The organism is Arthrobacter sp. ZGTC131 (assembly GCF_002929275.1).
In the GTDB taxonomy this organism is placed as follows: domain Bacteria; phylum Actinomycetota; class Actinomycetes; order Actinomycetales; family Micrococcaceae; genus Arthrobacter.
In genome coordinates this window covers 297,246-318,640 of record NZ_PJIK01000001.1, presented here as the reverse complement: position 1 = coordinate 318,640, position 21,395 = coordinate 297,246, and the positions used below count along the sequence as shown (strand labels likewise).

Sequence of the window (21,395 nt, the reverse complement as noted above, 5' to 3'; positions counted from 1 at the left end):
GGCACTTACTTCGGCATGCTGACGGATGCGCCGACATTGATACATGGTTACTTAGGCATCGGCCTTATGCGCGCCGCCGGAACGTTCCGGTCAGAGCTGGGCGCCGGTGAAGCCCTGCTGGCGCCAGGCTTCATACACCGCGATGGAAGCGGCGTTGGCCAGGTTCAGGGACCGCAGCGACGGCAGCATGGGAAGCCGGACCCTCGACGTGACATGGGGGTCGTGCTTCAACTGTTCCGGCAGTCCCACGGACTCCGGGCCGAACAGCAGGACGTCGCCCGGCCGGTAGGAAACGTCGGCATAGGACACCTCCCCGTCGGAGGTGAAGGCGAACACCCGCTCGGGCTGCAGGGCTTCCCACGCGGCCTCAATGTCACGATGAACCGTCACCACCGCCAGGTCGTGGTAGTCCAGCCCGGCGCGGCGCAACTTGGCGTCCGAGAAGTCGAAACCTAGCGGTTCCACCAGGTGGAGTTCGGCGCCGGTGATGGCGGCAAGGCGGATGGCGTTGCCGGTATTACCGGGGATCTCAGGGGTGTGAAAGAGGATGCGGAACACGGTTCCATCCTATCGCCGGGAAAACGCCCGTCCGCCGGTACCGCGGGGCGGTTCCCTGACAGGGGTGTGAACTGTCAGTGCATGCCCCGGAGCAGCCGAGCCAGCACGGACACATTGACCGTGTTGGGCGCCGGGCCCCCGGCGAGGAAATGTTTGAGGCCCCTTGCCAGCCCCGCTGCATTGACCACCTGCACAACGTCAGACGCGCCACGGGACCGGCGGTGGTGATCGATGACCGGTTCGTGAAGGTTGCCGTCCGGGCTGTGGACCACGGTCCATCCGGTCACGTTCAGTTCCGGAAAAATGTCCTGCATGCGCCTGACCACGGGGGCAAGCTGCGGGGGAGCGATAGACCTGCCGCCGTGGTTCAGCGTGTTGCCGTCCCAGGCGTAGGCGCCCTTGGGCAGCAGCATGGATCCGATCAGGGCCAGCCGGTAGCCCGAGAGCAGGGCGTGGTCGATGTGGCTGTTGTCGGCGGGAGACTGGAGTCCGTTGATCAGGCGGGCCGCCGGGATGGCGGGAAGAACCTGCCTGTCGATGAGCTGAACGGTGCGCATCTCGCGCTGGATCCTTGCTTCAGCACCGAAGATGCCGCGCTTCCTGGGCATTCCGTGGATCTGTTGGCTGGCCAGATCCAGCGGGATCAGCGGCACGGCGCCCGGAACGTCAAAGGGCGGCACGTAGACCGGCGCGTCACCCGAGGTATTCCGCGGTGTCCCGGGCCGGTGGATCGTGGCGGAGGCATGGCTGCCGGCGGCCGGAGCGTCGAAGTGCGCCTCGTCAGCGCCCGCCGCGGTTCGGTGGCGCGGCCCGCCCGCATAGGAGCGGTCGTACGCCGCCCGTCGCCGGGGATCGATCAGCGTTTCGTAGGCCAACGTGACCTGCCGGAAAGTCGCGGCGTCGCCGCCGTGGTCCGGATGGGAGGCGCGGGCGGCCCGGCGGTATGCCACTTTGATCTCCTTGTCCGTAGCGGTCACGGCCACGCGGAGTACCTCGTAATGGGAACTGCTGCCCTCGGTCAAGCACGGTCCTTCGGTTGTCGTTGCCAGCGCAGTCTTGCAGACCGGTATGGCCAGCATATCGGCCGTTTCGCCGGGCCAGCAGTACGGCTAGTCAGACAACGTTCGGGGCCGTGTCCTGCGTTCCCGGTGCCTGCCCGGGGGACATGGACGAACCCTCCGGGGGCCGGATGCCAGGCGTCCCGGCCATGGAAGTGGCCCGGGGGCGGCCGGCACGCCGTGCGCGCCTGGCGGTCCAGCGGAGCGCGCCCGACGTCTAGACTTTTCCGGGGACGGGGCCCGCCTGGCAGGGCGTGTGCCGGTTCGTTCCAAAATTACTGCCCAGTGTCCGCGATTCCAGTAGTGAGGTGTGTATGGCAACCCGAACCCGGTGTGGAATTCGCCGTCGCGGGCTGCAGGCCGTGGCCGCAGCGGCGGCTGCGGCGTTCCTGGGAGGTTGCAGCGTGGGGGTGCCCGATCCGGCGATCCCCGTCACGGCGCCCGCCACCCGGCAGCTCGCCACTCCCACCATCACGCCCGGCCACGACGCCGCGGCAGTCGCCGCCCGCAACATGACTTTCTCGGCCGGGACAACGCTTGCACGCGGTGTGGCCGTGGGGCTGTCGGAGGGGCTGGCCGAAGCGCCAAAGTGGCGGCAGTCCGGGAACAATGCCGGCGGCACAAGCCTCTACGTGAAGTCCGACGGCTGCCAAGCTGTTGCAAAGGTTCGGGTGAATCAGTGGCCGCTGGTCAGGGGCGATGACCGGGAATCCACGGCCGGGCTGTTCACCTACCTCGACCCGACCATACTGCCCAAATACCTCAAAACGGCGGCACTGCGCTGGGGCGGGGTACCGGGCAAACCCGGCCCGGCGGTGGACGTCCTTGTCCTTGAGCGGGCGGCCCGGCCCGGAGGCAAGGCCGCCGTTGTGCTGGCGAGGGTATTCGGAACCGCCGGCTCCTCCGTGTATGTGTCCGTCTCGTGCCCGTCGGCTCCGGCGCTCGCCGCCGCAAGGGCCGACGTCGAGCGCTGGTTGACCGTGGTTCCGCCCGCCGGCTAAGGGCGCGGGCCTGGCCAGTTAGCGGCCGGCGCCTAGCCGCAGCCTGCCTGCCAGGTGCGCCCTGCGGGCGCCACTCTGCTGCTACCGTCTTGCCGCCGTTGCGAGCCGGTTGAGTGCCAGTGCGCCCACGAGCAGTCCGAAGTCCCGCAGGGCAACGTCGTAGAAACTGCCGAGGATCATCAGATTCACGATAATCCCGAACAGCCAGGCGGCGACGACCAGTGAACCGATCCGTGGGCGCAGCGCGACCAGCAGCCCGGCGAGTATCTCGATCACCCCGACGCCGTACATGATGGTCTGCGCGGGTAGCGGAACCAGGGTCGGCACCACCGGGGCGAGATAGGTGGTCCAGTCCGCGAGCACATTGGTGAATTTGTCCAGGCCGAACAGAATAGGTGCCACCGTGAAGACGGTGCGAAGAACAAGGAACGCCTGCCGGACCGTTTCCGGTGCCGGGGCTTCCGTTCGTCCGGGTGCCTTCAAGGCTGAGGTTTTCATGATCACTCCTTCTATAAGTAGGTATCTTGATTTTAGACCTGCCCGTCTTCTTTAGCAACGAATCTTGTTTTTAGAGATAGGCTGGAGTCATGACCCGTCAACCAAGCACCAGGCTTTCGTGGGCAGGGCGCCTCGCCGCCCTGGCGTCGCTGGGGGATGACACCCGGCGGCGGCTGTTCGAATTCGTCGCCGCATCGGCGTCTGCGGTGGGACGCGACGACGCCGCGGAAGCCTTGGACCTGCCCAGGAGCACTGCCTCATTCCACTTGGACAGGCTGGTCCGTGAGGGTCTGCTTATGGTTGAGTTCAGAAAGCTGGGCGGCAAGGGCGGGCCGGGCTCCGGCCGCCCGGCGAAGCTTTACCGCCCGGCGCTGGAGGAAGTGGGGGCGTCGGTCCCGGAGCGCAGTTATGACCTGGCGGGCGAGCTGATGGCCTCCGCGATCGAGGAATCGATGTCCGGCAACGGGTCCGTCCGTGACGCGCTGGTAGCCGCGTCCTACTCCCGCGGCCGCGCTTCCGTGGGCGGGGGAGCGTCACTCGAGGAGGTGCTCGCCGGGATCGGGTACAGGCCTGCGCCTGACGGCGAGGGCGGACTCATCCTCATGAACTGCCCCTTCCACCGGCTGGCGGACGGGCATGCAGACGTGGTGTGCGCGATGAACGGCGCCCTCCTGAGCGGAGCCGCCGCGGCCTGCGGGGTCCCTGAAGACAAGGTGGAAGAGGACCGGACGGCCGGACGCTGCTGCGCCCGGATCCGGCCGTAGCTGCCTGCGCGGGCCCCCGTCTGCTGGTTAGGTCCGAGCCGACTGCTCAGCCATGGCCGGCTGCCGCGTTCGGCGCTTCATGCCGGTGAGGAGCACGCCGGAGATGACCAGCAGTCCGCCCAGAATTTGCGGGACGGTGATCGGCATGCCCAGGAGCAGGGTAATCACCGCAGTGAAGACAACCATGAGGTTCAGGTAGTTTCCGGCAACCGCCGGGGCGGTGGACTTGAGCGCCAGGTTCCACAGCAGGAAGGCCCCGAATGACGGGAAAAGTGCCACGTAGGCGAGCGACCATGCTCCCTCCGCAGTGTCCGGCAGCCCCGCGCCGGCAGCCAGCGCCACTGGCATGAGCGAGATTGTCGCCATCGCCACCTGGACTGCGGTGGCGGCGATAGCTGGCACGTCCAGCCGCCTGGCGATGATGGTGTAAAGCCCCCAGACGACGATCGCGCCGAGCATGAGCAGCTCACCCATGTTGAAAGACAGGTGAAGAATCTGCTGCAGGTCGCCTCCGGTGAGGACAAGCAGCACACCGAACAGGCCCAGCGCTATCCCAAGCCAGCCCACCGGCCCGGGTCTGTCTCCGAGCATGAACATGGCCATCACCACGATCAATGCCGGATTGGCTGCCGTGATCAGCGACGCGTTGAGGGCCGACGTGTGGGCCAGGGCGCTGTAGAGCAGCAGTGTATAGCCACTCAGGCCAAGGGCGCTCAGGAGCAGCAGCGTCGGCCAGCGCCGCAGCACGGCGCGCCAGTCCGGCCGTTCCACCCACTGGGCCAGGAGCAGCAGCGGCACGGCCACGAGGGCCCAGCGCCAGAAGGTCAGTTCGAGCGGCGTCATTGATCGCATCGCCGCCTGGCCGACGACAAAGTTGCCGGACCAGAACAGGGTGGCAAGGACGAGGTAGAGGGGTGCTCTCACCGCTCGAATCTACATGAGGCGCGGCAACGGGAGGCATCGGCGCAGGCGGGCGCCGGGGCAGGGGCGGGCGACGGCAGCCGCAGGGGGAACTTAGCCGCGGGTAGAATTTTAACCGTGCCTGCCTACCTGGATCATGCCGCCACCACGCCCATCGCCGCCGAAGCCCTGGCCGCGCTGACCCGTGAACTGGGGCGGACCGGAAACCCGTCGTCGCTCCACGGTGCGGGCCGTCGCGCGCGGCGGTCCGTAGAGGACGCACGGGAAACCATTGCCTCGGCCGCCGGGGCCCACCCGTCGGAGGTCATTTTCACCTCCGGCGGCACGGAGGCGGACAACCTCGCCGTCAAGGGTCTCTACTGGTCCCGGCTCGCCGAGGACCCGCGCCGGCGGCGCATCCTGTGCACCGCCGTCGAACACCACGCCGTGCTGGATACGGTGGAGTGGCTGGAGCGTCACGAGGGGGCGGAGGTGTCCTGGCTGCCGGTGGGCTCGGACGGTGTCCTGGACCTCGAGGCGTTTCAGGCCGAGCTGCTCCGCGATCCCGCATCCATTTCCCTGGTCACCGTCATGTGGGCCAACAACGAGGTGGGCAGCATCCAGCCCGTCCGGCGGGTGGCCGAGCTCTGCCGCGCGGCCGGTGTGCCCGTCCACTCCGATGCCGTTCAGGCCTTCGGGTCGGTTGGCGTGGACTTCAGGGCGTCCGGGCTGGACGCGATGTCCATTTCGGGGCATAAGATCGGCGGGCCCGTCGGCGTTGGTGCCCTCATTCTGGGACGCGCCGTGAAACTTACTCCGGTGCAGCACGGCGGGGGCCAGGAGCGTGACGTCCGTTCCGGCACGCTGGACACCGCGTCCATCGCCGCCTTTGCCGCTGCGGCCGAGGCCGCCGCCACGAAGCTCCCGGCGGAGTCAGCCCGGATCACTGCCATGCGGGACCGTCTCATCGCCGGGGTGCAGGCCGCCGTCCCGTCCGCCGTGCTGCGCGGAGCGCGCGGGGCCGGCAGATTGCCCGGCAACGCGCACTTCACGTTCCCCGGGTGCGAGGGTGATTCGCTGCTCTTCCTCCTCGACCTCGCCGGCGTCGAATCGTCCACGGGCTCCGCCTGCACCGCCGGTGTTCCGCGCCCGTCGCACGTCCTCCTGGCCATGGGACTGGATGAGGAAACTGCCCGGGGCGCCCAGCGTTTCACGCTGGGCCACCCGTCAACGGATGAGGATGTGGACGCGCTGCTTGCTGCCCTCCCCGGAGCGTACGCCCGCGCCCGGCAGGCAGGAATGGCCGGACACGAGTCCTCCATCCAGACTGCCGCCACCGTCGCCCGCCAGGGTTAGGGAATCAGCTGGTCAAACGGGACTGCCGCATCCGCCAGGGAGTCCGGGGCCACTTCGGAGCGGGCCGAAATGAGGGCCTTGATGGTTTTCTGTGCGCTTGGTTTGGCGGACCCCGGCGTGTTGACGCTCATGCCCGCCACCACACGCCCGTCCCGCTGCCAGAAGGCGACGAACTCCTTCGCTTCGAGGGACCCGCGAATGACCGGAGAAGATCCTTCCGCGAGTGTCGGAAAGCCTGAATACTCCATGCTGACGTCGAACTGATCGGTGTAAAAATACGGAACGGCGTCCAGGACGGATTCCTGGCCGAGCATGGCCTTGCCGGCCACCTTGCCGCCGTTCAGCGCGTTGGCCCAGTGTTCGCTGCGGTGGTGCTCACCCGTGAACGGATGAAGGGCGTTGGCGACGTCGCCCGCCGCGAAAATACCCGGGGCGCTGGTCCGCAGCGAGGCATCGGTCAGGATGCCATTACGCATCTCGAGCCCGGCTGACTGGGCCAGGGCGGTGTCCGGAACCACGCCCACAGCAATAACCACGACGTCGGCCGGCAGGTGCTCGCCCGAATCGGTCAGCACGCCGGTGGCTCTGCCCCCGTGCCCCGCAATCTCACGCGCGGATGCCGGCAGCCGGAACTGCACGCCGTTGTCCTCGTGCAGGGACCGGAAGAACCTGCCCAGGTCTGGACCGATCGCCCCGCCGAGCGGAACCTCCTCGAGCCCCAGCAGGGTGACCTCGTTGCCGTAGGTGCTGGCGGCTGCCGCCAGCTCCATGCCTATCCATCCGGAGCCGATGAGGACCACCCGCCTCCCGCCGGCCGCGAGCTGCTCCCGCAGGCGGCGGCTGTCATCCAGCGTGCGGAACGTGGTGACGCCGTCGAGCTCGCTGCCCGGCAAGGGAATCTGCCGGGGCGCCGCCCCTGTGGCGAGCAGCAGCGCGCCGTACTGCTGCGAGGTCCCGTCGGCGTAGCGGACCATGCGGGCGGAAGGATCGACGTCGGACACCGCAGATTCGAGACGCAGGGTGACGTTATTTTCCGCATACCAGGCTGCCGGAACTACCTCGACGGAGTCCTCGCCGGCTTTTCCGAGGAGGTATTCCTTGGACAGCGGCGGCCTGATGTAGGGATGGTGCGGTTCGGCGGCGGCGACGGTGATAGTCCCCTCGAACCCTTCGGTGCGCAGCGTCCGTGCCGCGGTGGCCCCCGCCAGGCCTCCGCCGGCGATGACAATGCTCTCAGGAGTCATGACCTGCTCGATTCGTCCGGTGGCCCCATGGCCGCGTTCTAAAACTAGTACTTTTGACTTTAGAAGGGGTGGCTGGCGCGGTCAAGGCAATTTAGGGCCTGATTCGGCGGGGCGCTAGAATAGACGGGCAAGCGGTGCGTCATCTGGCGCGCGTGTCATCCGGGGCGTGAACGAAGCCCCGCACTGCGCTTCGGAATCTGGCGCCACGAATCGCCGGCCGCGCCGCCATCAGACTACAGAAAGCCGAAATGCGAGTTCTAGCAGCCATGAGCGGCGGAGTGGACTCCGCCGTCGCCGCCGCCCGCGCCGTCGAGGCGGGGCACGACGTCGTCGGGGTTCACCTGGCGCTGTCCAGGATGCCCGGCACCCTGCGCACGGGAAGCCGCGGCTGCTGCACGATTGAGGACTCGCGGGACGCATGGCGCGCGTGCGACGTTCTGGGAATCCCGTACTACGTGTGGGATTTTTCCGAGCGGTTCAAGGAAGACGTGGTCCAGGACTTCATCGATGAGTACGCTGCCGGCCGGACGCCCAATCCCTGCATGCGCTGCAATGAGCGCATCAAGTTCGCGGCGCTGCTGGAGAAGGCCATCGCCCTGGGCTTCGATGCCGTCTGCACCGGACACTACGCCAAGGTGATCAACGACGCCGACGGCAACCCCGAGCTGCACCGCGCCGCCGACTGGGCCAAGGACCAGAGCTACGTCCTGGGGGTGCTGACCCATGAGCAGCTCAAGCACTCCATGTTCCCCCTCGCCGATACCCCGTCCAAGGCCGAGGTCAGGGCGGAAGCGGAACGGCGCGGCCTGTCAGTCGCCAATAAGCCGGACAGCCACGACATCTGCTTCATACCGGACGGCGATACCGCCGGTTGGCTCGCCGAGAAAATCGAAATGACCACCGGTGACATCGTGGACGAAACCGGGTCCAAGGTCGGCGAACACCCGGGCGCCAATGCCTTCACCGTAGGCCAGCGCCGAGGCCTCAAGCTTGGCCGGCCCGCCCCCGACGGCAAGCCCCGGTTCGTGCTGGAAATCCGGCCGAAGGAAAACAAGGTGGTGGTGGGGCCGGAGGCGCTGCTCGCCATCGACGAGATCCGCGGCATCAAGGTTTCCTGGGCCGGGCTGCCCATCGCGGAGGTGGCCACCGGGGCCGAATTTGACTGCTACGCGCAGGTGCGCGCCCATGGCGATCCCGTCCCCGCGACCGCCCGCATGGTGCGCATTGCCGATGACGCCGGAGTGCTCCGCGACAGCCTCGTGGTGACGTTGACGGATCCGCTGCGCGGAGTCTCGCCCGGACAGACGGTGGTGCTGTACCAGGGCAGCCGGGTCCTCGGCCAGGCGACCATCGACGCTGCGCGCTCGCTGCAGCGCGCGGAGCTTTCCTGACGCGCACTCTTGTTCTGATCTGACCCAGCTTCGGACCGCAAAACGGCCGGCGGATTACCGCCGGCCGTTTTTCGTACCCATGAGTAGGTTCGAAGGCCGCGCCGCGCACCGTTATGGTAAATTTTGTGTCTCATCTCACAAGATGCAACGTTTTACCGGGCAACCGTCTGATTCAATCAAGGCATCAGGGCAGCGTGCCGCCCGCACGATACATGCCGGGCCGCGCGCGCATTCATCGAACAGAAAGTTCACAGATGGCAATGAACAAAAAGGCCTGGCACGGCGCTATCGCGTTCGCAGGCATTTCCGCTTTCGCACTGACTGCCTGCACGGGCCCCTCCGGCGGCGGCGGAACAACCACCGGCAGCGCTGGCGGTGGCACCATCACGTACGGCACCACCGACAAGGTGGTTACCCTGGATCCGGCCGGTTCCTACGACGCCGGCTCCTTCATGGTCATGAACCAGATCTATCCGTTCCTCATGAACGCCAAGCCCGGATCTTCCGATGCTTCCCCGGACATCGCCGAGTCTGCGTCCTTCACGAGCCCCACGGAATACACCGTCAAGCTCAAGTCAGGCCTCAAGTTCGCCAACGGCCACGCCCTCACGTCCTCGGACGTGAAGTTCTCCATCGACCGCGTGGTCAAGATCGCCGACCCCAATGGTCCGGCGTCACTCCTGGGCAACCTGAAGTCGGTGGATGCCAAGGACGATTCCACCGTGGTCTTCACGCTCAAGGCCGGCAACGACCAGGTCTTCCCGGGAGTCCTCGCAGCCAACTCCGGACCGATCATCGACGAAGAGGTCTTTCCGGCGGACAAGATCATGAGCGACGACGACATCGTCAAGGGTAAGCCGTTTGCCGGGCCGTACACCATCGAGAGCTACAAGAAGAACGAGCTCGTCAGCCTCAAGGCCAACGCCGACTACCAGGGCCTGCTGGGCAAGCCGGCCAATGACGGCGCCAACATCAAGTACTACGCCGACTCCAACAACCTGAAGCTCGATGTCCAGCAGGGCAACATCGACGTCGCCGGCCGCGTTCTGACCGCAACCGACGTTGCGGACCTTGAGAAGGACTCCAAGGTCAAGGTCCACAAGGGCCCGGGCGGCGAGCTGCGCTACATCGTGTTCAACTTCGACACCATGCCCTTCGGTGCCAAGTCCGCTGACTCTGATCCCGAGAAGGCCCTCGCAGTGCGCCAGGCCATGGCCAACATCGTGGACCGTGACGCCATCGCCGCTCAGGTCTACAAGGGCACCTACCTGCCGGCGTACTCCGTGGTTCCGGACGGATTCGCCGGCGCCATCCAGCCGCTCAAGGAAATGTACGGCGACGGCAACGGCAAGCCCGATGTTGACAAGGCCAAGAAGGCCTTCGCCGACGCCGGCATTTCCGGCACCGTCAACATCAAGCTGCAGTACAACCCGGACCACTACGGCAAGTCCTCCGGTGATGAATACGCCATGATCAAGGAACAGCTGGAGAAGTCCGGCCTGTTCAAGGTGGACCTCCAGTCCACGGAATGGGTCACCTACTCCAAGGCCCGGACCGCCGACGCCTATCCGGTCTACCAGCTCGGCTGGTTCCCGGACTACTCCGACGCCGACAACTACCTGACGCCGTTCTTCGTGCCGGGCAACTTCCTCAAGAACCACTACGAGAACCCGGCTGTTACCGAACTGGTGAACAAGCAGCTCACCACCGTTGACAAGACCGAACGCGAAAAGGTGCTGGGCGAAGCCCAGACGGCCGTCGCCAAGGACCTGTCCACGCTGCCGCTGCTGCAAGGTGCACAGCTCATGGTCGCCGGAGCGGACGTCAAGGGTGTGGAAAAGACCCTCGATGCATCGTTCAAGACCCGGCTCGGCGTGATCTCCAAGTAGGAGTTCATCTCCATCAGGTCCTGACCAGCTAAGGAGGCGGGACGCCCGCAAGGCGTCCCGCCTTTCTTGCTGGTTGCCGAACAGCAGAGTCCGGGACCCCGGGTCCCGGAAACACGAACCTAGGCAGTAATGACAACACTGATTGAGGCGCCGCCAACCGACGCCGACGGCCTTCTGCCGTCAAAGAAAAAGAAGTCCGGCGGGGGACTGGGCCAGTACATCCTGATCAGGTTCCTCCTGATCTTTCCCACCATATTCATCCTGGTCACCATGGTGTTCTTCCTCATGCGGATCACCGGTGATCCCATCACGGCCGCGATGGGCGGCCGGCTCCCCCCGGAGCAGTTGCAGGAGCGGATCCAGGCTGCGGGCTACGACCGCCCGCTGCTGGTCCAGTACTTCGAATACCTGGCGCAGCTCGTCACGGGTAATTTCGGTACCACGCTGTCGGACAACCGCAAGGTCACGGAGATGCTGGCCACCTACGGCGCGGCCACCCTCGAACTGACCATCAATGCCCTGATCGTTGCGCTCCTAGTGGGCATTCCCTTCGGCATGATCGCCGCCCATCGCCGGGACCATGTTCCCGACGCCGTGCTGCGCGTGTTCGCGATTCTCTGCTACGCCACGCCGGTATTCTTCGCCGGCCTGCTGCTCAAACTGACGTTCTCAGTGTGGCTCGGTTGGCTCCCGGTAGCGGGGCGCGCCAAGACGTCCAGCGAACTGGCATTGACAGGCCTCCAGGCGCCCAGCGGCATCTATTGGCTCGATGCAATCCGCAGCGGCAATATGGCTGCTTTGGGCGACGTCATGGCACATGCCGTACTTCCCGCGATTGCTTTGGGACTCCTGACGGCCGGCATCTTCCTCAGACTGGTCAGGACCAACGTGATCGGCACGCTCGGCCGGGACTACATCGAGGCGGGGCGGTCCCGCGGGGTCAGTGAATTCCGCCTGGTCACCAAACACGCGTACAAGCCTGCGCTCATTCCCATCATCACCGTGATGGGCCTTCAGATCGCCGTGATGCTTGGCGGCGCCGTGCTGACGGAAAAGACCTTCGAGTGGCAGGGCCTGGGCTTCCAGCTGGCCAACTACCTGACAGCCCGCGACTTCGTGGCGGTCCAGGGCATCGTGGTGCTCCTGGCTGTCATCGTGGCTGTCACCAACTTCATCGTGGACATCGTGGCCGCGCTGATCGATCCCCGCGTGAGGTACTGACATGAGCACGAATGTTCCGGTGGAAGCCACCGTGGACCACAGGGCGCCGCTATTCAAGAGGCTCCCCGTCATTTCGCATTTCAACAAGAGCGTGGGGCTGCAACGGGGGATGCTGGTCATTGGCCTCGTCCTGACCGGGACTTTCCTGCTGACCGCCATCTTTGCGCCGCTTATTGCCCCCTTTGGGTTTGCCCAGCTTTCCGACGCCGACGGCAGCTTTCCCACGCAGGAACCGCCCGGCGGCAAGCATCTTTGGGGCACTACCGTCGGCGGCTACGATGTCTTTTCCCGGGTCATCTGGGGTTCCCAGACCGCCGTCCTCGTGATCGTCGTGGCCGTCGTGCTGTCCATCTTCGCCGGCGTCATCCTGGGCCTGGTGAGCGGCTACATCGGCGGCTGGCTGGACCGCATCCTCGTGGTTGTGGCCGACGCGATTTATGCGTTCCCCTCGCTGCTCGTGGCCATTGTCATGGCCATCGTCATCAGCGGAGGACAGTCGAGCCTCTTCGGCGGCGTCCTGGCGGCCGCCATCTCCATCACCGTGGTGTTCATTCCGCAGTACTTCCGGGTCATCCGGGCTGAGACCATCCGGCTTAAGGCTGAGCCGTTCGTCGAATCGGCCAAGGTGGTGGGCGCATCGAGTATCCGCATCATGAGCAGGCACATCTATCGGAACGCCACGCGGACACTTCCGCTGATCTTCACGCTGAACGCCTCCGAAGCCATCCTGACCCTTGCCGGCCTGGGTTTCCTGGGGTTCGGCATTGAACCCTCCTCGGCCGCTGAATGGGGCTTCGACCTCAACAAGGCCCTGGCGGACACCACCTCCGGAATCTGGTGGACGGGTGTATTCCCCGGCCTCGCGATCGTCTGGACAGTGCTGGGCCTCACCCTCGTGGGCGAGAGCATCAACGACCTGAACGATCCGCGCCTTCGCGGCCGCAAGAAGGCTGCCTCCGGCAAGGGCGGACCGGATTCCAGCGCCGGTGACCAGGCAGCCATCGAAGCAGAAGTGAGAAGCGCATGACCGTTAACATCGACAGGCGAGGCACCGGGACAGGCCCGGTCCTCGACATTGACCACCTCGAGGTCACCTTCGCTACCGACGCCGGCGATGTGTATGCCGTCAAGGACGTCAGCCTCGAGGTCAACCCCGGAGAGGTCCTCGCCATCGTGGGCGAATCCGGTTCCGGGAAGACAGTCACCGCCAAGACCATCCTCGGTCTCCTGCCGGAAACGGCCACCAGCCGCGGAGCCGTGCTGATCAACGGAAACAACGTCATCAGCGTCAGTGCCACGGAGCTCCGGCAGATCCGGGGGCGGGACGTGGCCATGGTCTTCCAGGAGCCGTCCACGGCCCTGAACCCGGTGTTCACCGTCGGCTGGCAGATCGCCGAAGGCATCCGGGCGCATGCCGGCGGTCCCGGCCGTAGGCGGGTCTCTGCCAAGGACGCGAAGGCCAGGGCCATCGATGCCCTCCGCAAGGTGGGGATTCCCGATCCGGAAACGCGGGTCAACTACTACCCCCACCAGTTCTCGGGAGGGCAGAAGCAGCGCGTGGTCATTGCCGCTGCCCTTGCGCTGAATCCAGGCCTCATTGTGGCGGATGAACCCACCACGGCCCTGGATGTCACCGTCCAGGCCGAGATCCTGGAACTCCTGCGGGACCTGCGGGACACATACGGGACTTCCATCGTGCTGATCACGCACAACATGGGAGTCGTGGCCGATCTCGCCGACCGTGTCGTGGTGATGTACCAGGGCGACGTCGTCGAGGAGGCGTCGGTAAAGACCCTGTTCGCCGAACCGCGCCAGGACTACACCAAGAAGCTGCTGGCGGCGGTCCCTCACCTCGGCCGCAATTCGGCCTCGGAAGGAATGACTGAACGTGCCCACCAAGGCGGGAAGGTACTGGTGGAGGCCAAGGGTCTGACCATCGAGTACCCCGGCCGGCTGGGCAGCCCTGCCTTCAAGGCCGTGGACGGGGTGAGCTTCACAGTGTCCGAGGGCGAGGTCTTTGGGCTCGTGGGCGAATCAGGTTCCGGCAAAACCACCATCGGCCGTGCCATTGCGGGGCTCAACCGGACCACCGGCGGAAGCCTCAGCGTGCTGGGCTACGAGATGCTCAACCTCAAGGAGCGGACCTTCAAACCGCTTCGCAAGGACATCGGTTTCGTGTTCCAGGACCCGGCGGCGTCGTTCAATCCGCAGCTGACCATTGGGGACTGTGTGGCGGAGCCGCTGATCATCCACACGAATCCGTCGCCGGCGCAGGCGCGCAAGCGCGTCGGCGAGCTGCTCGAATCAGTCCAGTTGCCGGCGTCGTACGCTGACCGCTTTCCGCACGAGCTGTCCGGCGGGCAGCGCCAACGGGCCTCCCTGGCGCGGGCCCTGATCCTCAACCCGAAACTGCTGATCGCCGACGAGCCAACCTCCGCGCTGGACGTTTCGGTGCAGGCGAAGGTGCTGGAGCTGTTCAAGGAAATCCAGCAGGAGTTCGGGTTCGCGGCGCTGTTCATCAGTCACGACCTGGCCGTGGTGGACATGCTGTCGCACTGGGTGGGCGTGCTCTACCACGGCAAGCTGGTTGAGCAGGGGATCGGCCACCATGTCATGGGCGCTCCCCGGCACGACTACACCAAACGGCTCATCGCGTCCCTGCCCGTCCCGGATCCTGCCGAGCAGGCCAAACGCAGGGAGGACCACCGGGCCCTCCTGGGCATCTAGCCGCAGTACCGGCAGAACAGCCCTGCCCATCCGCCACGCATGGCGGATGGGCAGGGCTGTCTCCGTTCAGGCGGTGGTGCGCGGCTTACTCTGACACCACTTTGATGTTGAATACGCGGTCCCCTTGCCGAAGGAAGATGCGGAGCCACAGCGGAAGCCACATCTCCATTCCCCGCGCAGCTTCGAGGGGACCCAGATCCCTGATGTGCTCCGGCCGCCAGCCGAATTCCCGCAGGAGCCCGGCAACCACTTCCTTGGCCTGGGCGTCATCGCCAGCCATGAACACGTCATGGTCGCCGCCGGCCAGGCGGTCCGGGGCCACCATGACGTCGGCCCGCATGGTGTTCAGGGCCTTGACCACGCGGGCCGTGGGAAAGGACCGCTGGATGGTTTCCGCCAGGCTGTCCGTATTCGAGATGGAGAGCGACGGCGGGAAGCCCGCCGAATGGTCCAGCGGATTCGCCACATCGATGAGCACCTTGCCGTCCAGATTCTTCGTGCTGGCGGCGGCCAGTACGTCCAGCGATACCGCTCCCGGAGTCGCGTTGATGATCACTTCGCCGCCCGCAGCGGCGTCGAAGAATGTGGCGGCCCTGGCGTGCGGGCCGGCTCCGGCGGCCCACTCCAGCGCCGCCTCGTTGGTGGCACTCCGGGACCCGATGGTGACAGAATGCCCCGTTTCGACCAACTTTCCGGCCAGTGTCCTGCCCGCCGTGCCGGTGCCAAGAACTGCAATCCTCATGTCCAACCTCCATCACCGGTGTGTTGCGTGACACTTTTCATTGTCCGCTCCTCCGGAGCAGTTGCGGACGTGGGGCGCCGCCCGCGCGGACCCGGACGCAGCCGCTTAACACCGGCGGAGTTTCCGGCCGTGCCCATAGACTGGATCCATGACCGAGCTAAACCATGATCTGCCTGGCACCGACTCCTACGACCCCGCCGCGAGCTCCCTCGCCGGGCACGTGGATCCTTCAGTGATGGCGGAGCTGTTGTCGATCCGGTCGAGCATCGACAACATCGATGCGACGCTCGTGTACCTTCTGGCGGAACGGTTCAAGGCCACGCAGAAGGTGGGCTTCCTCAAGGCGGCACACCGGCTTCCGGCCGGTGATCCCGGACGTGAGTCCGCCCAGATCGCCAGGCTGCGGCGGCTCGCCGAGGATGCCCAGCTGGACCCCGCCTTCGCGGAAAAGTTCCTGAACTTCATCATCGGCGAGGTGATACGCCACCATGAGGCGATCGCCGAGGACCACAACGCCACCGGCAGCGACGGGGCCGGCAGCACCAACAGCCCCGACAGCGGCAGCGCGTCAGCCGGTGCCGCAGCGGGCCCATCCGCAGCAGGCCCGACCGCTTCGCTCAGCGCCTAAGCCGTGGCCGATGCAGCAACGTCACCGCAACGGCAGGTGACGGCCACCGCACTCGGACCATGGCCCGGGCAGGACCCTGTCGAAGCCACCCGGATTATCCGCGGGGAACTTGGCACCCCGCATCTTCCGTTCCTGGCCGAGCTGCCGGACCGGGGAGTGGGCGCGGACGCCGTCGGCCGGACGGCGTCCCTGCTCGTGGAGATGGCAGTGGATGTCCAGCCCCATGGCTGGCGCATCGTCGACCGGCCCGGGCGTGACCTCATCCGGGCCAGGTCCGCGCTTTCCACGGATATCAACGTGCTCGCCGATGTCGCCGGAGAAGAGGACGGCCAGGCTGCCGCCGAATTCAAGGTCCAGCTGCGGGGGCCGCTGAGCCTGGCCGCCGGACTGCACCTCCACAACGGCGAACGGGCCCTGATCGACTACGGTGCACGCCGCGACATCGCAGCCTCCCTTGCCGCCGGCGTTGGCGAGCACCTCACCCGCGTGTCCGCAGCGGTGCCGGGCGCGCGGCTCGTTGTGCAGCTCGACGAGCCGGACATCGCCTCCGTCCTGGCCGGCACCATTCCCACCTCCAGCGGCTACCGGACGCTCCGGTCCGTCGCCGGGCAGGAAGTGACCGAGTTGTGGCGTGTAGTGATCGACGCCGTCCGCAGTGCCGGGGCCGCCGAGGTCACCGTCGCGGTACCGGAGATCGAGGCCCCGTTCGACAGGATCCTCGCAGCAGGTGCTGACGGCATCGCCGTCCCGCTGAAGGCACTGACATCCCGCCAGTGGGAACAGCTGGCCGAAGCGGTTGAAGCGGGCAAGAGGATCTGGGCGGGCGCCCTGCGCGTGGACAACCCTGCGGCGGAACTGCCCAGGGTCGCCGATATCGTCGACACGGTACGGCGCCCCTGGCAACAGCTGGGGTTGCCGCTGACAGAGCTGGGAACGCTCCGGATCACTCCGTCGGGAGGGCTTGAGGGGCACACGCCCAAGGCCGCGACGGCGGTGCTCACACGGCTGACGCAGGCGGCCGACGGCCTGAACCAGCTGGCGCTCGGCTGAACCATCGCCCGGCCCGGGAGGAGGCGTCAGGTACGTTGTTCCCAGCGGTCCGGCCTGGCATGCGACGGAAGGAATCCCGGCGCCGAACTCCCACGCGGATACGACTCGAGCCGGTAATCGAAGTGTCCGGCATAGACCAGCACCAGGCCGACCTGCGGCTGGATCACCTTCACCTGGATGCGGTGCCTGCCGTGCGCTCCTTCTGCGGGGTCCCACCACTGCTCGGCATAGGCCTTGGCGTCGAGCGGCGCCGGCAGCGGCACGCGCAGCGGTCCCAGGAACAGCCGGGACGCCTCGGAGACTCCCCGAAGCCGGCCCCCCGCCGTTACGCTCAGGTTCAGGTCGGTGACCAGCCGGCGGTACCTGCCCACATAGTCTACGAGCCGTGCCGCTCCAGAGGGGCTGCCGGGGCCGGCGGTGCGCACGCTGGTGGTGTCCTGGAAGATCCGTGTGCGGCCGGGAAAGAAGATTTGCCGGCGGGCGGTCAGGCTCGAGCGGCCGAACGGGTCCAGATGCGCATGGTTTTCGATCCGGAACGGCACCCGCTCGCCGTATTCCGGAAAGAACGCCTCCTCGCCGGCGGTCAACCCCAGCAGCGGCCGCAGCCAGGGCTGCCGGCAGCCCACGACGTCGAACACGCCTTCGCCGACGCCGTACCGGCCGGATCCGGGAGCCAGCGAAAAGTAGTCCTGAAGTTCGGGCTGAAGGCGGGCGAAGCCGGCACCCATGGCCTGCTGGTAGATCGGCATGTTCACGGGGGCCTCCTAGGGGCTGATCTGCTCACCTGAATCCTAGCTGTCGATTACAGCCGCCCTGCCGCCTTGAGCCGGATGTAGGCGTCAGCCAGCGCAGGGGGCAGCTGATGCGGTTCCGCATCCACAACCTCCACGCCGAGGTGGCGGAGCTGCAGGCTCACTGCCTCCCGCTCCAGCAGGGCGCGCTCCGCAGCCGCCGCACGGAACACTTGTGCCGCCGTCGTCCGTTCCTGCAGCAGTTCGCCCAGCATCGGATCGCGGACGGAGGCCACCACGACGACGTGCTGCTGCGCCAGGCGCGCGGCCATCGGAATGAGCCCTTCCTCCGGAGCGCCGCCGTCGAGCGACGTCAGCAGCACCACCAGGGAGCGGTGCGCGGAAACGGCCCGGACCTGCCCGGGAATTTGTGCCCAGTCAAGCTCGATCAGTTCGGCTTCGAGGGGCGCCATGGCCTGCACGAGCTGTCCCAGCAGGTTTCCGCCGGCAGCTGTTCCGGCCCTGGCACGCGTCCGGCGGTCGAAGGCGAAGAAGTCCACCCGGTCCCCGCCCCGTTCGGCAAGGACGGCCAGCAGCAGTGCCGCCTCCATTCCCGTGTCCAGACGCGGTTCGTCGTTGACGCGCGCCGCAGCAGTCCGCGAGGTGTCCAGCATGATCACCACCCGCCGGTCCCGTTCCGGCCGCCACGTCCGGACCACGACGGCGGACCGTCTCGCCGTGGCGCGCCAGTCAATGGAGCGCACATCATCGCCGCGGACGTAGTCCCGGAGGGAGTCGAATTCGGTGCCTGCGCCGCGGATCTGGACGGCGGCTTTGCCGTCCAGCTCCCGGAGCCTCCTTAGTTTCGAGGGGAGGTGGCGCCGGGAATTGAACGGCGGCAGCACGCGGACAGATCCCGGGCACTGTACGGTTTTTTGGCGTGCGGCCAGGCGCAGCGGGCCGAAGGATCGAATAGTGACGTGGGGTGCGTTGAGGTCGCCCCTCCTGACGGGCCCCAGCCGGACGGTCAGCCGCCGTCTCTCACCCGGCGGGACCTCTGTTTCCTGGACCGGGTTTGTTGCCCCTGCCGACGGTTGCCAGGCGTCGCGGACGACTGCCCGCAGCGTCCGTTTCCCGGCGTTGCGGACCGTGAGCACCGACTCGGCGGTGCCGGCCAGGGTGACATTGCCGGGGGAGGACCGCTCGACGGCGACATGCGCCACTGATGCGGCCAGGCCCAGGTCCAGCAGGATCAGAGCGGCAAGGACAAGGACCACGGCCAGCGCTGCTTCCCACCCGGGGAACAACAGCACCGGACAAAGCCCGGCCAAGGCCAGGAGGACCAACCTCCCCGATATTGCCATCAGCTCAGCGGGGGACGGGCACGGAGGTCAGGATGCTGGCGAGCACATCATCCGCCTGGACGCCGTCCATCAGTGCCTCGGGCCGGAGCGCCACGCGGTGCCGCAGACAGGGAAGGGCGAGCGCCTTGACGTCATCAGGGGTGACGAACTGGCGGCCTGACAACCAGGCCCAGGCACGTGAGGCGTTCAGCAGGGCAGTGGCTCCGCGGGGCGATACGCCCAGCTGGAACGACGGTGCTGAACGTGTGGCACGGACCAGGTCAACGATGTAGCCCATGACTTCGGGCGCAACAGCCACGTTCGCCACGGCCCGGCGGGCACGCTCAAGCTCGTCCGCGCCTGCCACCGGACGTATACCGGCGGCGGCCAGGTCACGGGGGTCGAAGCCCGAGGCGTGCCTTCGGATGACCTCGATTTCAGCGGCCCGGTCCGGGAGGGGCATGGTCAGCTTGAGGAGGAACCGGTCCAGCTGCGCTTCCGGCAGGGGATAGGTGCCCTCGTACTCCACGGGGTTCTGGGTAGCCGCAACCATGAACGGCACAGGCAGCGGCCGGGACACACCGTCCACCGAGACCTGGCGCTCTTCCATGGCCTCCAGGAGCGAGGCCTGCGTCTTGGGCGGTGTCCTGTTGATTTCGTCTGCCAGGAGCATGTTGGTGAAGACCGGACCCTCGCGGAAACTGAAGTCGGAGTTGGCCGCGTCGTACACCAGGGACCCGGTGACGTCGCCGGGCATGAGGTCCGGCGTGAACTGCACGCGCTTGGTGTCGAGGCTCAGGGCCGCGGACAGCGCGCGGACCAGCAGCGTCTTCGCCACGCCGGGGACCCCTTCGAGCAACACGTGGCCGCGCGACAAGAGGGCGATCAGCATGCCGGTGACTGTGGCTTCCTGCCCGACGACGGCCTTGGCCACTTCATGCCGCACATCGAGGAGCGCCTGGCGGACCGGGTCCGGAGCGCGGTGAGCGGGCGGCCCGGCCAAGGTGGTCACCGGGGCATCGCCGTAACGCCCGGGAGCATCGCCGGTTGGTTGGTCGCTCATGTGGTGGATACCTCTTTCTCTAGTTCGGAAAGCTGCTGGGCCCAGCTGACGAGCTCGGCCTCCGTTTGCGGGCTACGGTGCAGGATGCTGATGGTTTCCAATGGCTCCCTGGCCAGATGCCTGGCGGCGGCCGCTGCGACATCGTCCGCGGTAGCGCCCGCCCCGAGCCGGAGGGCCGCTGCAAGGCGGACCAAAGTCCCTGCCCGGAGATTGTCCGCCGCCCGGCCCACGGCATGGGCATCGTGATAGAGGCGGGCCCTGCCTTCGGCCGTTTCGGCGGCCTTGACGATGACCGGCAGGGGTTCGAAGACCAGCGGCCCGAGGCGCCTGCCCCGCCAAATGACCGCCAGCAGCGCCACGAAGGCGAGCCACGGGCCCAGGACGGCCACCCAGTCCGGCGCGAGGTCGTCCAGCGATGTGGGGGAGGGCGCGGTGCCGAGGTCCGCCACGCCGGGCAGGTACCAGACAAGGTGTCCTTCGCTGCCCAAGGTCCGCAGGGTTAGGGCCGCGTTGCCGTTTTCGTCCAGCAGGCGGTTGCCGATGATCGCCGTGCTGCCGAGGACCACCAGCCTTCCGTCCTCCGCCGACGCGTACAGCCCGCGCTCGTTGCCGCCAGCGCCGTAACAGATGCTGCCGCCGGTGTAGACGAAGCCCTGGTCCGCGCTGACCGCCCCCGCAGCCTCGGCATCGGCAACGGCACACCCCGGCTCCAGGGTGGTTGCCGGCTCCTGAACCACACCGGCCTGGCGGATGGTGCCGCCCAGGCCCGTCAGCGTTGCGAGTCGCGGGGACACGACCACCAGGCGGTCGGCAGCCCCTAGCAGCTGGCGGAGCCGTTCACCCGCCAGGAAGCCGCGCGGATCATAGAGCAGGACGGTGGATCCGCTGCCCTCCCGGCGGGCCGCAGCCAGTGACGCCAAGGTGTCCTCGAAGGACTCGGACTGCTGAACGGCCACGCCTTGGCGGCCCAGAATTTCAGCCGCAGCCCTGGCGCCGTTCGGTGCCGGATTGCGGATGGACAGCTCGGCCGAATCGGTCCGGGGCGACAGCTGCAGGGCGAGGATCACGGCGAGGGCCACGGCCATGGTCAGGCTGAAAGCCAACCGCGCCCGGTGCCGCCGGATCCAGCCGGGCAAGCTCCGTGCGTCGAGGTGGGAGGGCAGTCGGCGGAGTCGGTGGAGTCGGTGGACAGGTGCGCTGTGCACGGTTTCGCTGCCGCCGGGCGGGCGTA

Annotated in this window: 20 protein-coding genes; 10 read left to right on the top strand and 10 right to left on the bottom strand. The window is 67.0% G+C overall.

Annotation, left to right across the window (positions count from 1 at the left end; translation table 11 throughout):
- Window positions 1-90: 90 nt before the first annotated feature.
- Both CXQ90_RS01430 and CXQ90_RS01425 read right to left on the bottom strand, forming a co-directional pair.
- Entirely contained in the window at window positions 91-558 is a 468-nt protein-coding gene (locus CXQ90_RS01430) for a tRNA (cytidine(34)-2'-O)-methyltransferase (RefSeq protein WP_104136412.1), read from the bottom strand.
- Window positions 559-632: 74 nt separating this feature from the next.
- Window positions 633-1,580 carry a J domain-containing protein gene (locus CXQ90_RS01425; protein WP_104136864.1) on the bottom strand — a complete coding sequence of 316 codons (948 nt, stop codon included), beginning with the start codon at window positions 1,578-1,580 and terminating at the stop codon, window positions 633-635.
- Window positions 1,581-1,930: 350 nt separating this feature from the next.
- On the opposite strand from CXQ90_RS01425, the gene CXQ90_RS01420 reads away from it, so the two are divergent.
- Complete coding sequence (locus CXQ90_RS01420) at window positions 1,931-2,617, top strand: hypothetical protein (protein WP_104136410.1); 687 nt, start codon at window positions 1,931-1,933, stop codon at window positions 2,615-2,617.
- An 81-nt stretch (window positions 2,618-2,698) separates the two neighbouring features.
- On the opposite strand, the gene CXQ90_RS01415 is transcribed toward CXQ90_RS01420, so the two are convergent.
- A complete protein-coding gene (locus tag CXQ90_RS01415; RefSeq protein WP_104136409.1) occupies window positions 2,699-3,115 on the bottom strand; it encodes a hypothetical protein in 417 nt (138 codons plus the stop codon).
- Window positions 3,116-3,204: 89 nt separating this feature from the next.
- Here CXQ90_RS01415 and CXQ90_RS01410 point away from each other — a divergent pair, with 89 nt between their 5' ends.
- On the top strand, window positions 3,205-3,879 hold the full coding sequence (locus tag CXQ90_RS01410; protein ID WP_104136407.1) for a metalloregulator ArsR/SmtB family transcription factor: 675 nt from the start codon (window positions 3,205-3,207) through the stop codon (window positions 3,877-3,879).
- A 27-nt stretch (window positions 3,880-3,906) separates the two neighbouring features.
- On the opposite strand, the gene CXQ90_RS01405 is transcribed toward CXQ90_RS01410, so the two are convergent.
- Window positions 3,907-4,803 carry a DMT family transporter gene (locus tag CXQ90_RS01405; RefSeq protein ID WP_104136405.1) on the bottom strand — a complete coding sequence of 299 codons (897 nt, stop codon included), beginning with the start codon at window positions 4,801-4,803 and terminating at the stop codon, window positions 3,907-3,909.
- Between the two features lie 114 nt (window positions 4,804-4,917).
- Here CXQ90_RS01405 and CXQ90_RS01400 point away from each other — a divergent pair, with 114 nt between their 5' ends.
- Complete coding sequence (locus CXQ90_RS01400) at window positions 4,918-6,135, top strand: cysteine desulfurase family protein (protein ID WP_104136404.1); 1,218 nt, start codon at window positions 4,918-4,920, stop codon at window positions 6,133-6,135.
- Here the strand turns inward: CXQ90_RS01400 and CXQ90_RS01395 are convergent.
- Window positions 6,132-7,379 (bottom strand): NAD(P)/FAD-dependent oxidoreductase, encoded by a 1,248-nt coding sequence (locus CXQ90_RS01395; protein ID WP_104136402.1) that lies wholly within the window; start codon window positions 7,377-7,379, stop codon window positions 6,132-6,134. The two genes, CXQ90_RS01400 and CXQ90_RS01395, sit on opposite strands and share 4 nt — an antisense overlap.
- A gap of 248 nt (window positions 7,380-7,627) precedes the next feature.
- Between CXQ90_RS01395 and mnmA the strand changes: the two genes are divergently transcribed.
- From mnmA to CXQ90_RS01370, 5 genes are all read left to right on the top strand, one after another.
- Complete coding sequence (mnmA, locus tag CXQ90_RS01390) at window positions 7,628-8,770, top strand: tRNA 2-thiouridine(34) synthase MnmA (protein ID WP_104136401.1); 1,143 nt, start codon at window positions 7,628-7,630, stop codon at window positions 8,768-8,770.
- Between the two features lie 254 nt (window positions 8,771-9,024).
- Window positions 9,025-10,659: an ABC transporter substrate-binding protein gene (locus CXQ90_RS01385; protein ID WP_104136399.1), complete on the top strand. Its 1,635-nt coding sequence runs from the start codon at window positions 9,025-9,027 to the stop codon at window positions 10,657-10,659.
- 129 nt (window positions 10,660-10,788) lie between these two features.
- Entirely contained in the window at window positions 10,789-11,880 is a 1,092-nt protein-coding gene (locus CXQ90_RS01380) for an ABC transporter permease (RefSeq protein WP_104136398.1), read from the top strand.
- Window position 11,881: 1 nt separating this feature from the next.
- Window positions 11,882-12,907, top strand: a complete 1,026-nt coding sequence (locus CXQ90_RS01375) for an ABC transporter permease (RefSeq protein WP_104136396.1) — start codon at window positions 11,882-11,884, stop codon at window positions 12,905-12,907.
- On the top strand, window positions 12,904-14,607 hold the full coding sequence (locus CXQ90_RS01370; RefSeq protein WP_104136394.1) for an ABC transporter ATP-binding protein: 1,704 nt from the start codon (window positions 12,904-12,906) through the stop codon (window positions 14,605-14,607). The genes CXQ90_RS01375 and CXQ90_RS01370 overlap by 4 nt, the downstream gene beginning before the upstream one ends.
- Before the next feature lie 85 nt (window positions 14,608-14,692).
- Here CXQ90_RS01370 and CXQ90_RS01365 read toward each other — a convergent pair whose 3' ends face one another.
- Window positions 14,693-15,349 (bottom strand): NADPH-dependent F420 reductase, encoded by a 657-nt coding sequence (locus CXQ90_RS01365; RefSeq protein WP_104136392.1) that lies wholly within the window; start codon window positions 15,347-15,349, stop codon window positions 14,693-14,695.
- Window positions 15,350-15,497: 148 nt separating this feature from the next.
- On the opposite strand from CXQ90_RS01365, the gene CXQ90_RS01360 reads away from it, so the two are divergent.
- Together CXQ90_RS01360 and CXQ90_RS01355 are read left to right on the top strand one after the other, a co-directional pair.
- Window positions 15,498-15,977 (top strand): chorismate mutase, encoded by a 480-nt coding sequence (locus tag CXQ90_RS01360; protein ID WP_258064290.1) that lies wholly within the window; start codon window positions 15,498-15,500, stop codon window positions 15,975-15,977.
- Window positions 15,978-15,980: 3 nt separating this feature from the next.
- Window positions 15,981-17,027, top strand: a complete 1,047-nt coding sequence (locus tag CXQ90_RS01355) for a hypothetical protein (protein ID WP_104136391.1) — start codon at window positions 15,981-15,983, stop codon at window positions 17,025-17,027.
- 26 nt (window positions 17,028-17,053) lie between these two features.
- On the opposite strand, the gene CXQ90_RS01350 is transcribed toward CXQ90_RS01355, so the two are convergent.
- Genes CXQ90_RS01350 through CXQ90_RS01335 form a run of 4 tightly spaced genes read right to left on the bottom strand, consistent with a single transcriptional unit; the run spans window position 17,054 to window position 21,300 of the window.
- On the bottom strand, window positions 17,054-17,782 hold the full coding sequence (locus CXQ90_RS01350) for a DUF4166 domain-containing protein (RefSeq protein ID WP_104136389.1): 729 nt from the start codon (window positions 17,780-17,782) through the stop codon (window positions 17,054-17,056).
- Window positions 17,783-17,829: 47 nt separating this feature from the next.
- A complete protein-coding gene (locus CXQ90_RS01345; protein ID WP_104136388.1) occupies window positions 17,830-19,122 on the bottom strand; it encodes a DUF58 domain-containing protein in 1,293 nt (430 codons plus the stop codon).
- 4 nt (window positions 19,123-19,126) lie between these two features.
- Window positions 19,127-20,164 (bottom strand): MoxR family ATPase, encoded by a 1,038-nt coding sequence (locus tag CXQ90_RS01340; RefSeq protein ID WP_258064289.1) that lies wholly within the window; start codon window positions 20,162-20,164, stop codon window positions 19,127-19,129.
- On the bottom strand, window positions 20,161-21,300 hold the full coding sequence (locus tag CXQ90_RS01335) for a DUF4350 domain-containing protein (protein ID WP_258064288.1): 1,140 nt from the start codon (window positions 21,298-21,300) through the stop codon (window positions 20,161-20,163). Before CXQ90_RS01335 ends, CXQ90_RS01340 begins: the two co-directional genes overlap by 4 nt.
- Between the last annotated feature and the right edge of the window lie 95 nt (window positions 21,301-21,395).

What these genes read in the sequence shown, in the direction of transcription:
- CXQ90_RS01375 (WP_104136396.1), top strand. Translation starts at nt 11,882, where the DNA reads ATGAGCACGAATGTTCCGGTGGAAGCCACCGTGGACCACAGGGCGCCG.
- CXQ90_RS01340 (WP_258064289.1), bottom strand. Translation starts at nt 20,164, where the DNA reads ATGAGCGACCAACCAACCGGCGATGCTCCCGGGCGTTACGGCGATGCC.
- CXQ90_RS01370 (WP_104136394.1), top strand. Translation starts at nt 12,904, where the DNA reads ATGACCGTTAACATCGACAGGCGAGGCACCGGGACAGGCCCGGTCCTC.
- CXQ90_RS01365 (WP_104136392.1), bottom strand. Translation starts at nt 15,349, where the DNA reads ATGAGGATTGCAGTTCTTGGCACCGGCACGGCGGGCAGGACACTGGCC.
- CXQ90_RS01380 (WP_104136398.1), top strand. Translation starts at nt 10,789, where the DNA reads ATGACAACACTGATTGAGGCGCCGCCAACCGACGCCGACGGCCTTCTG.
- CXQ90_RS01345 (WP_104136388.1), bottom strand. Translation starts at nt 19,122, where the DNA reads ATGGCAATATCGGGGAGGTTGGTCCTCCTGGCCTTGGCCGGGCTTTGT.
- CXQ90_RS01410 (WP_104136407.1), top strand. Translation starts at nt 3,205, where the DNA reads ATGACCCGTCAACCAAGCACCAGGCTTTCGTGGGCAGGGCGCCTCGCC.
- CXQ90_RS01415 (WP_104136409.1), bottom strand. Translation starts at nt 3,115, where the DNA reads ATGAAAACCTCAGCCTTGAAGGCACCCGGACGAACGGAAGCCCCGGCA.
- mnmA (WP_104136401.1), top strand. Translation starts at nt 7,628, where the DNA reads ATGCGAGTTCTAGCAGCCATGAGCGGCGGAGTGGACTCCGCCGTCGCC.
- CXQ90_RS01360 (WP_258064290.1), top strand. Translation starts at nt 15,498, where the DNA reads ATGACCGAGCTAAACCATGATCTGCCTGGCACCGACTCCTACGACCCC.
- CXQ90_RS01395 (WP_104136402.1), bottom strand. Translation starts at nt 7,379, where the DNA reads ATGACTCCTGAGAGCATTGTCATCGCCGGCGGAGGCCTGGCGGGGGCC.
- CXQ90_RS01420 (WP_104136410.1), top strand. Translation starts at nt 1,931, where the DNA reads ATGGCAACCCGAACCCGGTGTGGAATTCGCCGTCGCGGGCTGCAGGCC.
- CXQ90_RS01385 (WP_104136399.1), top strand. Translation starts at nt 9,025, where the DNA reads ATGGCAATGAACAAAAAGGCCTGGCACGGCGCTATCGCGTTCGCAGGC.